The organism is Aeromonas sp. QDB39, assembly GCF_027707585.1.
GTDB lineage: Bacteria > Pseudomonadota > Gammaproteobacteria > Enterobacterales > Aeromonadaceae > Aeromonas > Aeromonas hydrophila.
The window spans coordinates 51,138-65,909 of record NZ_JAPCIV010000025.1; the positions used below are offsets into that span (position 1 = coordinate 51,138).

Below are 14,772 nucleotides of genomic sequence, written 5' to 3' on the forward strand. Positions count from 1 at the left end.
GCAGCCGACAATTAGCGGTTTTTTTGTGCCTGCCATTTGGGCTACTACCCCAGGCAATCGCACAGACAAACTTCACATTCACGCCGATCACGGCGGGAGTGTACCCGCTTTTGCGGTATGGTTGAGAGGCCCCAATAAGTCCGCAAGGACGAATAAGGCCCGCCTTCTCTCGGAGGTAGTTGATGCCATGCCGCACCCCCATTTGCAGCATGGCCGACTCACTAAACCGAGAGATATTGGCCATGGTCTACACCTTCTTGATCGCCCCAAGCGTCTGCCGTCTGGCAGATCTACACCGTATCCGCACCATTTCCGCCGTTGCCAGCAACGAAGCACAAGCCCGCTCTGCTCTGCCCGGTCTGCCCCTGGTGTTTTTGTCCCGTACCCCGAGCAAGGGGGCCGTAGCATGAAACGCACCATTCGAACTCGCCAGGTTATCCAAGCTGAAGCTCTGTTTGAGCAGTCTGCAATGCTCGCTTCTGCTTTGAGCTGCATCTGTGAGTCCAATACCGAGAGGATGCTCTATTTGGAGCTCTCCGACCTGTTGCATCCATTGCAGACCCAACTTGATGAATTGGAGGCGTGCTGTGCCGGGACACCGCTGGAGGAACCTGCTGAACGGATCAATCGTTATGCCTCCGTCCTACTCAAGGTACTCAATGGAAATCAGTCCCATATCGAGCCGTGTGTGATCAGTGTGTTGCTCGCCCCAGTCATTGCGGAGTTTGAGGCTGTCGAGCTGGCCAAGCTCAGGGAGGGTGTATGACCTATTACGCATGGGCTCCAGCGGCCCAACAACCCACATTCATGGGCCCAGCCAACCCCAAGACAGGCAAACGCTCACAAGCGGGCAGCCTGAGCGCCTTTGCCAGCCGTCGGCAGCGCGATGAGTTCATTGCCAGCACCAGCGGTATGGCGGGGGTCGTTACAGCCAAACAGGCCCGCCAGCTGAAGGCTGGGTTGGATGAACGCGCTTTCAATGAGCTGGTGACCGTTCTGGTGGGGGGTGATACATGAGCCAGGCAACATTCGTTTCTGACGTGGCCGCCGCGGCCTGTGGCCACTGGCCCGAACTGCTGGCCAATCTGGGTGTGACGGTACCGCCACGTAAGCAGCATGGACCTTGTCCGGCTTGTGGTGGGAAAGACCGCTTTCGGCTCGATGACAAGGGCGGGCGCGGTACCTGGATTTGTAGCCAGTGTGGTGCGGGTGACGGGCTGGATCTGATCCGCCGTGTCACCGGTAAGTTGCCGAAGGATGCTGCGGAACTGGTGGCGGGGGTGCTTGGCATTTCCCATGTTGCCATATCAGAAGCAGATCGAGAGCAATTGCAGCAGCAACAGCGCGCGCAGGCTGATGTAGAGCAACAACAGCAGCAGATTAAGCGCCAGAAAGCCGCCAGACGCGCTGCAGATATCCTGCGCGACTGCAAGCCTGGCCAATCCCCTTATCTGTCACACAAGCGCTTGAGCTGGCCCGGTGGGCTGTTGAATAGCTCCCTGATCCGGGTGGGGGAAGAGGCGTTCCCCGCTGGCTCCCTGGTGGTGCCGCTCTACAGCGAGACCGGCGAACTGGTGAACGTACAGCTGATCCGCCATGACGGGGTGAGGCACTACCTTGCCGGTGGCCAGAAGCAGGCTGCCTGCCACCGGATCCCGGGTAGTGCCCTGGTGGCGATTTGCGAGGGCTATGCCACCGGGCTATCAGTGCATCTGGCGACCGGTGCGACAGTCTACTGCGCCATGGATGCGGGTAACTTGCTGGCCATCGCTCAGGTGGTGAGGGGGATGGACGGACCCTTGCAACCGTGCCGGTTATGGCTTGCCGCCGACAACGATGCCACCAAGACGGGCAACCCGGGCAAGACCAAGGCCGAGCAAGCCGCTGCTGCAGTGGGGGCTGTGGTAGCACTACCGCCCACTGCAGGCGACTGGAACGACTACCACCAGGCCCATGGGCTTGAAGAGACCAAGAGAGCCATCATGAGCCAGATTGAACAGATCCAGCAGCAAGGCGCCAGCCAGAAGGAAGGGCCGCGAGCCGAAGTGATCCCATTGCATTCTGTGCCAGATGTGCAAGGCGAGCAGGATCAACCAATTGATGGTGAGGAACTGCCAGAGGGCTATGAGATCAGGGATGGTATGCTCTACGTGCATGAATGGGTGGGCTCGGGGCAGAACGGCAGGCAGGAGGAAACCCTGATTTCCCCTGAGCTTAGGGTGGTTGCCGAAACTTCTGATGAGGCGGGGTATGGCCAAGGGCGCTTGCTGGAGTGGCAGGATCGTGCTGGCCGTACCCGGCAATGGGCGATGCCGGTCAGCATGTTGGTCCACCGTGGTGGCCAGGAGGCGCTGGCGTCCTTACTCAATGGTGGCTTGCCCTTTGTGAACCTCAAGAAGCTCGACAAGTTGGCGGTCTATCTGATGATGAGTCAACCCGAGCGGCGGGTGACCTGTGTTGAACGTACCGGCTGGCACGGCAAAGCCTATGTGCTGCCGGGTGGGGGAATCGGGCCGGATGCTGAGCAGGTGATCCTGCAATCGGCCGGCTATCTGAGTAGCGACTTCACCAGCTCGGGGGAGCTGGCCGACTGGCAGCGCCAGATCGCTGCTATGGCCGTGGGTAACTCCCGCCTGTGCTTTGCCTTGTCGCTGGCCTTCGCCGCCCCCCTGTTGTCACTGGTGGGGCTGGAAGGTGGCGGTTTCCACCTCAAGGGCGAGAGTACCGATGGCAAGTCCACCATCATGAAGGCCGCCGCCAGCATCTATGGCCAGCCCGATCGCTATTGTCACACCTGGCGGGCAACTGGCAACGCCATCGAGGGGATCGCCAGTCGGCGTAACGATGCCTTGTTGTGCCTAGATGAACTGGGCGAGTTGGATGGGCGTGAGGCCGGACAAGTGGCCTACATGCTAGCGAATGGCCAAGGCAAGGGCCGCAGCAAGCAGGATGGTGAGCTAAAAGAGCGCAAGGCGTGGCGGTTGCTGTTCCTCTCCACGGGTGAACTATCCCTAGAAGATCACGCCGCCGAAGCGGGTAAGCGTACCCAAGCCGGGATGGAGGTGCGGACCATCCAGATCCCGAGCAGTACCGGTAAGCACGGTGCATTTGAGGTGCTGCACAACCAACCGGATGGGCGCGCCTTTGCCGATGCCCTCAATGAGGCCTGTAAGCACGAATACGGCACCGCATTTCGTGCCTACATTGAGACCTTGGCAACGGGGCTGGACGCATACAAGGAGCGGCTGAAGGCGGAGATCAAGCGGCTGGCCGTCGAGCTGACCCCAACGGGGGCCGGTAATCAGGTTGGGAGGGCTATCAATCGCTTTGCCATAGTGGCCGCAGCGGGTGAGCTGGCCACTGAACTGGGGCTCACTGGTTGGCCCCAGGGTGAAGCGACCCGCGCCGTGCGGGTATGCCTCAAGGCGTGGCTGGATGAACGGGGGCACCTGGGCAACAAGGAAGACAAGGCCACCCTGGATCAGGTGCGCGGTTTTGTGGTTGCGCATCAGCATAGCCGCTTTGCCGACTGGTTCGACCCCAACCACCGTCCGGCCAATATGGTCGGTTATCGCAAGAAGGAAGCCGATGGAGTGAGTTTCATTGTGCTGCCCCCTGGTTGGAATGAGATCACCCGAGGTCGGGATCCCAAGCGGGTGGCCCAGCTTTGTTTGGAGGCGGGTTATCTGTTGCCCTCGAATGATGGCAAACGAGCCCAGCGCAAGATCCGCCTGCGGGATGGCGGCGCAACGGTCTGGATTTACATGCTGACCGAGAGAGTGCTGGCTGATGAGGCCGATGGGCCGGAAGACGAATAGCCAGCCAGAAGAAAACAAGGGGTCGCCATCGTGCGGCCCTTTACTTTTTGTTGTTGTTCATGATATTCGCGCATGTGCGCGCACAGGGAAGATTTAAGAAAAAGTATGGGAACAGTGGGAACAAGATAGATAAATGACCTTCAAAGCCTTATCCAGCAAGTGATACTAATGTTCCCACACTCACAGAATTTAGTGGGAACAGATTGGGAACAGTGGGAACAAGTCGGAAATGTTCCCAACCCTTGTTCCCTTTGTTCCCACACCTTCCTGCGATCATGGGAACAGAGAAACCCAGTCATGGTGCGGGTTAGCGAGAAATGTTCCCATGTTCCCACTGTTCCCATCGTTTTTACATCACACATGTGTGCGTGCGCGAATAGCAAAAATGGTGGTTTTGTGTCAACTCCTTTCTCTGGCCGGCCGTGTTTAGGGCTTGCAGTTTCCCTCCCATGCTGGTGTTGCCAGCCGCGCCCGCGCCCCGCAGGGCCGACGCTTATGCCGAAGAGGACGAAGGACTCAAGCGCATAAGCAAAGTCGGTCACTATGCGTAAGTTTTCGCCCACTCATTTTCGCTTTTGGGGTAGCGTGGAATGAGAGTAAGCAGGGGGAGGCAGGTCAGGTATGGCGGGATGTCAGTTTGCACACATTGACGGGTATGCACGACAAGGCGGGAAGACAAAGACGGGGCGGGTACTGTCAGCCCAGCAGATAGCGGATGAGGCTGAGCGTAAACCCGGTGCTCATCCACATGTGAAAGAGCCTAATCCGCCGATCCTACGGTTTGGGGTTATGCCATCGGAGGCAGTGCAGCAGGCCATGGCATGGGCGGAGCAGGCCGTTGACCCGCGAGGGCGTAAGCTGAGGATTGACGGACTGTGTTTAGGGGCTGGCGTGGTCAGTGTCCCGGAGAACCTGCCCGATGAGCTCTGGCCAAGGTATCGTGACGCCATGATTGGGTATCTGAAAACAAAGCATGGCGACAGGCTGAAATCGGTAGTCGAGCATGTTGATGAGCCGCATCGGCACATCCACTTTTACCTGGTACCGCAGCCAGGCGAATCATTCGGTGCTGTACATCCTGGGGTTGCGGCGGCGCGGGCCTCAGCTGCTCGAGGGGAGCGAAAGGGTCTGCAACGTCTCGCGTTCAATCAGGCCATGAGAGCTTGGCAGGACGAGATCCACATTGTGTCCGCGGACTTTGGGCTTGCCAGGATCGGCCCGCGTCGGCGGCGACTACCGAGGGAAGTGTGGAACGCGGAGCAGCGTGCTTTGTCTGCCCATGCTGCGCTCATTAGTGCAACGAAGCCGAAAGGGCCAACCATGGGGAAAATCAACCAGATCATCGCCATGCAAGAGGTTGAGCACCGAACCGGGTTGTTGGGGCGGGGCGCTCCGCTCTACACCGAGGAGCAGCTACTGGCCGCGACGAAGGCTGCTGCACTGTATGGTGCTCGACACATGGCCGATCAGCGTCAGGACTTACTGGAGGCGGTGATCCTGCGAACCTCTGAGATTGAGGCCGCAGAGAGTCGGCTGGCCGAACTGGCCACCCAGGAAGCCGCAACTGCGCTCCGGTTGGCTGAGGCTGCCGAGAGAGTAAAGGAAGCCAACTGCAAGGCTCAGGCACGCATAGACGCTTCTTTGCTGCAGGCCGAGCAGGCGGAGGCAATGGCAATACGGGCCGAACGCTGGGCCAAGCAGGCCGTCACTGCCATGGAGGGTCGAATGAGAGAGATTTTGTCCCCCATCCTTGCCGCATTTACGGCGATCCTTCGCGACCCCAAGGCAATAGAACCCAAGGTCGAAGCAGATGCCGCGATTGCAGCGTTGGCGGAGCTACAGCCTCTTGCCACAGAGATCCAGCAAGCACTCTATCCCGTCGCAAAAGCAGTCAAAAAGACCCATAAAGTTAACCAAGCACTTGGGCTTGACCTTCATCCGTAACGACCTGATTACCAATAGCCATTAAGGGGTAATTCCCCTCAGTCCAGCTGAAATATCCAACTCCACCAGTGTGTCCGCCCTGGATACACTGGCCGCTGCTCACATTTCGCTTGAAACCGCCGCATCATCTCTCATAGCGGAGACAGTCATAACCGCCATTGTGTAACGCCATTACACAATGGCGGTGGCTCGTCTCCCTGCGTAAACCGTTGCAACCTCCATAAAGTAACCAACAGCAGGAGTGCATGATGACCAACCAAGTGTTCATTGAGCGTAAGCGTCTGACCGTACTAATCGGCTGTCGCTACGACACGATCGACCGCATGGTTGAGCGTGGAGAATTACCGCGCCCAATTCGCCTCGGTCGCAATGGCCGGTATCGCTTCATTCGTGCCGAAATTGAACCCGCGTTAAAGCTACATGGGATCGATCTGGCGAAGCTTGAAGCCGCCCATGCTGAAAGTGCTGTCTGATCATGCCAATCACCACGACACATGACCGAGGCGGGATCTTCCAGCCTGGCTCGACCTGGTTAACGATTTGCCAGGCTGTGTGTGGTGTATTGCACATAGCAGGACCGCTTTCTCCTGAACAGGCTCGATTGCTACTTACGATCTTCCGCAAGGAACTGGCGAAAGCTGCCCTACCGGCTCAATCCGAGGCTAGGTTAGACCCTTGGCACTACCTTACCGAACACTCCAGAGGGGTGGTCGTCTTAAGTGCTTCAGGTCAAAACATCTTGCGGCAGCAGCCTAGCCGAACCGCCCAAACCCTCGTCAAGAACACCATCAACCACTGGAGAGAAAACCATGAGCAAGCCGCTTAATCATGGCGCCATTTGCGGTCGTATTTTTGCCGCCATGCCCAAGCTTACCCCGCAACAGGAGGCCGTGTTGCTGGATAACCTGGATGGCATGACCAAAAGCGAACTAAGTGAATATGCCTCTAATGCCAGCGAGCTGGCAAAGACCCCTCTTCACCTGCGTGAAGAAAAGATGCTGCTGAGTTTGTCGCAGCAATTTGGCAGGGGATCTACTGGCCAGCCAGGTGTGATGAACTTCACGGCCGAAAACATGGATCGTCTCACTGCTGAACTGAAGCACCTGACCGAAACAGATTGCTGAATTGAACCCGATTTGGAGACCAGAAATGCATAACATCACAAATTTAGTCCAGGCAGCCCAACAAGCGCACCTTGAATATATGGGGTGGCATGATGGCGAGCATCGGTTGCTGACTTGCATCAGCGCATCACGTATCGATGAGATCAAGCAGGATATCCAGAGAGGGCGTGAGCTCCGCCGCACAGCGATTGCCCAAGGGAAGACGTCTGGAAAAGAGTACCGCCAGCTCTCAACTCATATCTCGTCACTTGAGGGTGAGTTGGCTGACATGGCGGTCGTTACCGAAGAGTTGGAAGATGGTGCATTTGAGCGCTCATGCTCTGGGCAGGCGTTGTGGCGCCATCACCTTAAGGAACGTTCCGCCCTTGCCCAAACCTATCTGGATGAATTGATCGCCAGTGATTTTGATGAAGCCCGCGAGGCCCTGGCTCCAATCTTGCCAATGCTGGCCAGATTAGTGTCCAGAGGTAAACAGAAGGCGGACATCGGCTCATTCTTGCAAGATGACACCAGTACTGTATTCACTCCCTCTGGCCTGATAGCTCCGGCAGAAATCCACCCGCTCGATATGGTGAAATCATTGGTGAATGAGTTGCTTGAGCCAATTTGGAGAGATACCGATCCGGAACTGGATCCTGTGGTCATGGACGAGATTAAGCGTATTCCTCCGAGCAATCTGATCCGTCTTGATTTGGTCGGCAGTCCATCTGCAAAAAGTAGCGCTCGTGCAAAACAGGCTTTGCGCCAGCAGAAAGCGGAAGAGCCTAAATCTGCGGTACAGGCAAGCCGTGATAACTGGTCGCCGGAGGCAATGCTGAGCAGAGCTAAACAGCTAAGTGAGTTGTGATTGTCCCAATAACCATTACAGAGCAAGGGGCATTCCAAATCGTGGTTACCCCTTGTTAAAAACCAACAGTTAAATCAATGGGTAAGAACAATGAGCTCTCTCAAACTTCAAATCCTGCTCGGGGCGGTCGACAAGCTCACCGCCCCCCTCAAAGCTGTTAGCGGCCAGAGCCGCCTGACCGCCAAAGACCTGGTCGACGCGAAAAATCGCATCAAAGAGCTGGAAACCCAAAGCGGCCAGATTGAAGGCTATCGCACCCTGGGCCGCCAGATTGGCGCCACCCGGGCCCAGCTCACCCAGGCCCAGCGCGACGCCCAGCAGATGGCCCAACAGCTCGCCCAAGTAGAACGGCCCACCAAGGCCATGACCCGCGCCATGGAACAGGCCAAGCAGAAGGTGCGCGACCTCTCCCAGCAAGAGCGCGAAATGGTCGCCCGCCACGGCAGCTTGAAACGCGCTATGAACGAAGCTGGCATCAACACCAAGCAGCTCGGCGAGCACCAGCGCCGCCTCAAGACCGATCTGGCCGCCGCCAACGGCCAGCTTGACCAACAGCGCTCCAAACTGGGCCAACTGGCTGACCAGCAAAAGCGCCTCAACCAAGTTAAGGCCAGCTACCGCCAGACCCAGGAGCTACGCGGCCAGCTGGCAGGACATGGCGCTGCTGCGCTTGCCACTGGAACCGCCATGGGCCTAACCACCATTAAGCCGGTGATCGAGTTTGCCAAGGCTGAAACAGCTGCCGTCGATCTCAAAGTCACCATGATGGGCAAAGGCGGAGTGGTAAATAAAGACTTTCAAGCGATCAGCAATCTGGCGACCCAGCTAGGTAATAAGCTGCCGGGTACCACAGCTGATTTCCAGAACATGATGAACACCCTGAGCAAGCAGGGTATGACTACCAAGGCTATCCTTGGCGGCTTGGGGGAAGCAACAGCCTATCTGGGTGTGCAGCTCAAAATGCCATATGACCAGGCAGCGCAATCAGCCTCAAAGCTGCAAGATGCCACCAGAACAACCGAAAAGGACATGATGGGCCTGATGGATGTAATCCAGAGGGCAAACTACCTGGGGATGGATATAGGCAACCAGGAGGCGGCCTATGCCAGCTTGTCGCCGATCCTGAACTTGATAAAGAAAGACGGTCTCGATGCCGCCAAGGCACTTAGTCCGCTGCTGGTCATGGCTGACCAGGCAAGCATGGGTGGTGAAAAAGCAGGTAACGCCTATCGCAAGGCGTTCCAACGCAGCATGAATGCCAAGAATATGGATAAGGCCAACGACCTGCTGAAAGGCAATGGCATAAAACTCGACTTCACCGATGGTAAGGGCAATTTTGGCGGGTTGGATAAGATGTTCGCTCAGCTTGGCAAGCTCAATAAGTTGAGCGAACAGAAGCGGCTGGCCGTGTTCAATCAGGTGTGGGGTGACGACAGTGAAACCCAGCAGGTGCTCACCCTGATGATGACCAAAGGCTTGGCGGGGTATAACGAGACCATCGCCAAGATGGAGGCACAAGCTTCGTTGCAGGAACGGGTAAATGCCCAGCTGGGCACACTGGGTAACCTATGGGATGCGGCCACAGGCACATTCACCAATGCCATGGTCAATTTTGGTGAAGCGATTAGCCCGGAAATCAAAGGCATCATCGAATTTATTGGCAACCTGTCAGAACGACTTGGTAACTGGTCAAAGCGTAATCCTGAACTGTCCAACACCCTGATGCGAATTGCTGCGATAACCTCTCTGGTTACTGCTGCTCTTGGTGGGCTATCACTGGTTCTGGCCACTTTGCTTGGCCCAATGGCGATCATGAAACTGACTTTCGGGGTGCTGGGGGTCACCTTTGGCGGAATGCTTGGAGCTATCGGTGCGATATTGGTTCCACTAGCTGGGTTAGCAGCATTGGGTATTACTATCGTCAAACTATGGGAGCCAATCAGTTCATTTTTTAATGGGCTATGGAAAGGGATCTTGGTTGGGTTGTCCCCTGTATTTGAATCTTTAAAGCCATTCTCTCCTTTGGTTGAGGGGATTAGCAGCAGTGTGAAAGCTCTAACTGGTTGGTTCGGTGATCTACTTGCTCCAATCAAGTTTTCCAAAGAAATACTGCAGGGTTTTGGGAATGCTGGTGAACTTGTTGGCCGCATACTTGGTGAGGCATTTAATTTCGCCCTTACCCCTCTCAAGGCTTTCCTGAAAGGCATAGAGTGGCTACTCCAATCTCTGGGGGTACTGGAAACCAAAAAAATTCCAACATTCAAGCTTCCGGCCGCAGATGCCTTGGGGTATCCGAATGGTAACTTTGGTGTGCCTGCATACTCATCTGCATACACCTATGGGGCAGGTAATCGACCTCGTATCGTTGAAGCTCCAAAGCTAGCCCCAAGGGCGAGTAAAACCATCAACAGCCAACCGTTCTATCAGCTGAATGTAACGGCTACACCAGGGATGGATGAGTCACGACTGGCCCAGATGATGGTAGACAAAATTAAAGAGCATGAGCGAGCTAACAAGCGATCGGCTCTGGCCAGCTTGTCTGACATCAACTGAGTGCAACCATACCGATAATCTAAATTTGAAAGCCCGGCCATTTGGCTGGGCTTTTTTACTACGAGCAGAATGACTTGAAGGCGCACAGATAGAGCTCAGCTGTCCAAAAACACGTAGAACTTCTTCGGGAGTAATTTGCTGCATGTAGACATGTAGACATGTCGACCTGACCCTGCACTGATTGCAGTCCAGCTCGCCACATGACGGGCCTTTATTGGCTTGCACCAGAGCGCCTGCGCGGCTCGCTGTGGCATCGGCGGAGTTGTGGCACCTTGCACACTCTCAGATCCTTTCATGCGCCCCCAGAGCGGCTGATGCAGCCTGCCAGCCCCCACAGCGCGCAGAGTAACCCCCGCCACTCCTGCCCGCTTTATGTGTCAATTTCCATTCACTTGAAAGACCATTCCCGCATGGCTGCGCTCAGCGCCAGTATTGGCGCGGGGCCGCGAGGAAGGGGCGAAAGACAATCTTTCAGAATCCTTCAAAATCTTTCACTTTCCGTCACGCCGAACTGGTGGTTTGGGAGTGCTCATGCCAAACGAGGCTAAAACCGCGATTTTGGGCATGGTTTTATCTGTCTTACGGGTTATGCCGTGCTTGCACTTGGCATTGCGGAGTCCATATGAATTTTATGTCTGGGGGTACTTATGGGGGTACATGCGATCTTGCTTGTTGATTTACATGATAAAAATCATAGGCTTAATATCAAAATTCGATAGAGACCCCGGCACCATCAAATTCCAAAACAAAAGGCCATCAGCAATGATGGCCTTTTGTTTTTCCGCTTTTCCCCTTTCTCATCGCTCTTCCGTTCTCTGGCTGATACCGACAAGCCGGCTACTCGCCGATGTCCTGCATGGCGTCCCTCTGCGCCATTTCGGTGCGGCAGTATGTGTGTGCACAGCGGAAGTGCGCACTTGCTCAAGTTAGCGCGTCCCGTGCGCCAATCTGGTGCGTTACTTCGCCGGTACCAGCATAAATCAATGATTTTAATCTATTTATTAAGTTGGCCTGCTTTGTGCTTTGAAGCACTTATGTCGCCATGATACCGCTCATCCGAGGAATGATGGGCGGGGCGGTCACCAGTGTGTAGCGAATGTGGATGTACGTGAATCGTCGGTTTCGATGTTCATATCAGGAAATGGACCCGGCCGGGAGCCGGGACGACAGGGAAGGAGATGGCTGTATGCTCAAGAGACTCGTGATGACTGGCCTGTTGGCGCTTGCCGCCTTGCTGGCCGCCCCCAGTTGGGCTGAAGAGGTGGTGGCCGCCTCGGCCGAGGTCGTGCAGGCTGCGGCACCGGCAGTAGTGACCATCAACAAGGGGGACAATACCTGGATGCTGCTGTCGGCAGCCCTGGTGATCCTGATGTCCATTCCGGGCTTGGCCCTGTTTTATGGCGGCCTGGTGCGCAGCAAGAACATGCTGAGCGTGCTGATGCAGGTGTTCACCCTGTTCTCGCTCATCTGCGTGTTGTGGATCCTCTACGGCTATTCACTGGCCTTTACCGAGGGCAACAGCGTTTATGGCTCCTTCAGCAAGGCGCTGCTCAAGGGAGTCACCCCTGATTCCATCGCCGCCACCTTCAGCAAGGGGGTCGGCATCAGCGAGTTCATCTATGTGGTGTTCCAGGGCGCCTTTGCCGCCATCACCTGCGGTCTGATCGTGGGGGCCTTCGCCGAGCGCATCAAGTTTGCCGCCGTGCTGCTGTTCTCGGTGATCTGGTTCACCTTCGCCTATATCCCACTGGCCCACATGGTGTGGTACTGGGCGGGTCCGGATGCCTATACCACAGCCGATGCCGCGGCAGCGGCCACCGCGACCGCCGGGTATCTGTTCCAGCACGGTGCGCTGGACTTTGCGGGCGGCACAGTGGTGCACATCAACGCGGCGGTGGCCGGTCTGGTCGGTGCCTATCTGGTGGGCAAACGCCTGGGCTATGGCCGTGATCCCATGACTCCGCACAGCCTCACCATGACCATGATCGGGGCTTCCCTGCTCTGGTTCGGCTGGTTCGGTTTCAACGCCGGCTCCGCGCTGGAAGCCAACGGCACGGCGGCACTGGCCTTCATCAATACCTGGGTGGCTCCGGCGGCGGCAGCCCTCTCCTGGACCCTGGCCGAGTGGGTGATGAAGGGTCGTCCCTCCCTGCTGGGGGCGGCTTCCGGCGCCGTCTCCGGGCTGGTGGTGATCACTCCGGCGGCCGGCTTCGTCGGAGTGGGCGGCGGTCTGGTGATGGGCCTCATCAGCGGTGTTGCAGGGCTGTGGGGGGTCCACGGTCTCAAGCGGCTGCTGGGCGCCGATGACAGTCTGGACGTGTTCGGCGTGCACGGGGTGTGCGGTATCCTGGGGGCGCTGCTGACCGGCGTCTTCGCCAGCCCGGATCTGGGCGGTACCGGGGTGTGGGACTACGTCACCAACCATGTGGCGGAGGGCTACTCCATCTTGGCGCAGGTCAAAATTCAGGCCATCGGGGTCGGGGTGACCATCCTCTGGTCCGGCATCATCTCGGTGGTGGCCTACAAGCTGGTGGATCTGCTGATCGGCCTGCGAGTGAAAGAAGACGCGGAGCGGGAGGGGCTGGATGTCACCACCCACGGCGAGAAGGCCTACAGCCTGTAATCCGCCATCTGTTAGTCAGCAATATTGCCGCCGGCCATGCCGGCGGCTTTTTTATGTCCGCCCACCAGGCCGAGCATCCTGTTTGATGTCTGGCCAGCGGCGATGATGGCCCGTCCGTGGTCACCATGCCCTCTTATTAGGACAGCCCCTGAATCGCGCCGGGGGATTCCGGCTTTTTCGGCAGATAACGCTAGGCGGGGCAATGTCCTCGGTCTTGTTGCTGTTTTATGCCTGCAATTTGGCCGGATCTCCGCTAAACTCTGCCACCTTTTCTTGATGGGGCTGGCCGGGCCGGTTCCATCGCCCCTCTTTATATGTACTTTTGGAGCCGCTCATGCCGTTAGTGGGACATCAACACCAGATCGAGATCCTGGAACTGACCGACAAAGGAGATGGCAAAGGACGCCTGTTCGACCGCCCCCTGTTTGTCGAAGGTTTGCTGCCCGGTGAGCAGGCGCTGGTGGAGCTGACCGAGGTCAAGCCCAACTATCTGCACGGCAAGGTGACCGAGCTGCTCCAGCCCTCCGCCGATCGGGTCGCCGACTTCTGCCCCAACACCGAATGCGGTGGCTGCCAGGTGCGCCCGCTGGCCTATCCGGCCCAGCTCAAGCTCAAGCAGGCGCTGGTGGAGAGTGCGCTGGAACAGGCCGGGCTGGGTGATACCACCGTCAGGACGATCCTCGGCATGGACAGCCCGTTTGCCTATCGCAACAAGGCCCAATATGCGGTGCGCGGTTGTGACGCCGGCGCCGAGATCGGCTTTTATCGCAAACACTCTCATGACCTCATCACCGCCGATGATTGCGCGGTGCAAGATTCCCTGCACGTGGAGCTGAACGCCCGGGTACGCAACTGGATGCGCGAGCACGACATCGCCGCCTATGACGAGGTAAACCACACCGGCTGCGTGCGCAACCTGATGACCCGCAAGGGTTTCAAGAGCGGCGAGCTGATGGTGGTGCTGGTGACCCTGGGCGAGGAGCTGCCGTTCGAAGCCGAACTGCTGGCGAGCTTAAGCGATCTGTCGGTTACCACCCTGGTGCAGAACATCAACGAGGAGCGCACCAACCGCATACTGGGTGCCACCAACCGGGTGCTGCTGGGTGAAGGGGTGATCCGCGACAAGATCCACGAGCTCGAGTTCGAGATCTCGCCACTCTCCTTCTTCCAGAACAACCCGAGCCAGACCGATGTGCTCTACTCCAGCGCCCTCGAGTATGCCGAACTGACCGGCAACGAGACGGTGTTCGACATCTATTGCGGTATCGGCACCATCTCCCTGTTCCTGGCCGGCAAGGCTGCCAAGGTGGTGGGGATCGAGTCGGTGGAGAGCGCCATCAGCGATGCCCGTCGCAACGCCGCCCTCAACGGCATCGAGCACACCGAATTCCACGTCGGCAAGGCCGAGCAGCTGATGCCCGAGCTGCACGCTCAGGGCGTGACTGCTGACGTGGTGGTGATGGATCCGCCGCGCAAGGGCTGTGACAAGGCCGTGCTGCAGACCCTGGTGGCCATGGCGCCGCGCCGGCTGGTCTATGTCTCCTGCAACCCGCAGACCCTGGCCCGCGATCTCGCCTGGCTGGTCAAGCAGGGCTTCGTGCTGGATGAGGTGCAGCCGGTCGACATGTTCCCGCACTCCATGCACGTGGAAGCGGTTGCCCGCCTGAGCCTGCCGGCCAAGGGCTGATCGCCGTTGGACATGCTCCCTCGTGTCAGCCGTCTGAGCCTGTCCACACAGGCGTGAATTGAATTAGCCAGATGGCTCTGATAAAAACGACTCCAAATGGAGTCGTTTTTTTATACCTGTCATTCCGGTATCGAGTCGTGGCATTAGCTGATTCGGAGCAGATAGGCAGAAACGGC

At 57.5% G+C, this 14,772-nt stretch carries 11 protein-coding genes; all 11 read left to right on the top strand.

The features are described 5' to 3' along the window. Positions 1 to 242: 242 nt before the first annotated feature. The 11 genes from PG899_RS15560 (at position 243) to rlmD (ending at position 14,596) form a co-directional block, all read left to right on the top strand. Positions 243 to 410, top strand: a complete 168-nt coding sequence (locus PG899_RS15560) for a hypothetical protein (RefSeq protein ID WP_270697470.1) — start codon at positions 243 to 245, stop codon at positions 408 to 410. Then, on the top strand, positions 407 to 766 hold the full coding sequence (locus PG899_RS15565; RefSeq protein WP_042467308.1) for a hypothetical protein: 360 nt from the start codon (positions 407 to 409) through the stop codon (positions 764 to 766). The genes PG899_RS15560 and PG899_RS15565 overlap by 4 nt, the downstream gene beginning before the upstream one ends. After that, complete coding sequence (locus PG899_RS15570; RefSeq protein WP_270697471.1) at positions 763 to 1,017, top strand: hypothetical protein; 255 nt, start codon at positions 763 to 765, stop codon at positions 1,015 to 1,017. Before PG899_RS15565 ends, PG899_RS15570 begins: the two co-directional genes overlap by 4 nt. Next, entirely contained in the window at positions 1,014 to 3,818 is a 2,805-nt protein-coding gene (locus PG899_RS15575) for a DUF927 domain-containing protein (RefSeq protein ID WP_270697472.1), read from the top strand. Before PG899_RS15570 ends, PG899_RS15575 begins: the two co-directional genes overlap by 4 nt. A 948-nt stretch (positions 3,819 to 4,766) precedes the next feature. Further along, positions 4,767 to 5,762 carry a hypothetical protein gene (locus PG899_RS15580; RefSeq protein ID WP_270697473.1) on the top strand — a complete coding sequence of 332 codons (996 nt, stop codon included), beginning with the start codon at positions 4,767 to 4,769 and terminating at the stop codon, positions 5,760 to 5,762. Positions 5,763 to 6,010: 248 nt separating this feature from the next. Next, entirely contained in the window at positions 6,011 to 6,235 is a 225-nt protein-coding gene (locus tag PG899_RS15585) for a helix-turn-helix transcriptional regulator (protein ID WP_106551751.1), read from the top strand. Between the two features lie 336 nt (positions 6,236 to 6,571). Continuing rightward, entirely contained in the window at positions 6,572 to 6,886 is a 315-nt protein-coding gene (locus PG899_RS15590) for a hypothetical protein (RefSeq protein ID WP_270697474.1), read from the top strand. A gap of 25 nt (positions 6,887 to 6,911) precedes the next feature. After that, a complete protein-coding gene (locus tag PG899_RS15595) occupies positions 6,912 to 7,733 on the top strand; it encodes a hypothetical protein (RefSeq protein ID WP_270697475.1) in 822 nt (273 codons plus the stop codon). Between the two features lie 90 nt (positions 7,734 to 7,823). Further along, positions 7,824 to 10,286, top strand: a complete 2,463-nt coding sequence (locus tag PG899_RS15600; protein ID WP_270697476.1) for a phage tail tape measure protein — start codon at positions 7,824 to 7,826, stop codon at positions 10,284 to 10,286. Between the two features lie 1,186 nt (positions 10,287 to 11,472). Next, positions 11,473 to 12,909, top strand: a complete 1,437-nt coding sequence (gene amt / locus PG899_RS15605) for an ammonium transporter (RefSeq protein WP_077095151.1) — start codon at positions 11,473 to 11,475, stop codon at positions 12,907 to 12,909. 334 nt (positions 12,910 to 13,243) lie between these two features. Beyond that, on the top strand, positions 13,244 to 14,596 hold the full coding sequence (gene rlmD, locus PG899_RS15610) for a 23S rRNA (uracil(1939)-C(5))-methyltransferase RlmD (protein ID WP_077095150.1): 1,353 nt from the start codon (positions 13,244 to 13,246) through the stop codon (positions 14,594 to 14,596). Positions 14,597 to 14,772 lie beyond the last annotated feature (176 nt).

Bases quoted from the DNA above. Each gene is read 5' to 3' on its own strand.
- PG899_RS15560 (WP_270697470.1), top strand. From the start codon at position 243: ATGGTCTACACCTTCTTGATCGCCCCAAGCGTCTGCCGTCTGGCAGAT.
- PG899_RS15565 (WP_042467308.1), top strand. From the start codon at position 407: ATGAAACGCACCATTCGAACTCGCCAGGTTATCCAAGCTGAAGCTCTG.
- PG899_RS15570 (WP_270697471.1), top strand. From the start codon at position 763: ATGACCTATTACGCATGGGCTCCAGCGGCCCAACAACCCACATTCATG.
- PG899_RS15575 (WP_270697472.1), top strand. From the start codon at position 1,014: ATGAGCCAGGCAACATTCGTTTCTGACGTGGCCGCCGCGGCCTGTGGC.
- PG899_RS15580 (WP_270697473.1), top strand. From the start codon at position 4,767: ATGATTGGGTATCTGAAAACAAAGCATGGCGACAGGCTGAAATCGGTA.
- PG899_RS15585 (WP_106551751.1), top strand. From the start codon at position 6,011: ATGACCAACCAAGTGTTCATTGAGCGTAAGCGTCTGACCGTACTAATC.
- PG899_RS15590 (WP_270697474.1), top strand. From the start codon at position 6,572: ATGAGCAAGCCGCTTAATCATGGCGCCATTTGCGGTCGTATTTTTGCC.
- PG899_RS15595 (WP_270697475.1), top strand. From the start codon at position 6,912: ATGCATAACATCACAAATTTAGTCCAGGCAGCCCAACAAGCGCACCTT.
- PG899_RS15600 (WP_270697476.1), top strand. From the start codon at position 7,824: ATGAGCTCTCTCAAACTTCAAATCCTGCTCGGGGCGGTCGACAAGCTC.
- amt (WP_077095151.1), top strand. From the start codon at position 11,473: ATGCTCAAGAGACTCGTGATGACTGGCCTGTTGGCGCTTGCCGCCTTG.
- rlmD (WP_077095150.1), top strand. From the start codon at position 13,244: ATGCCGTTAGTGGGACATCAACACCAGATCGAGATCCTGGAACTGACC.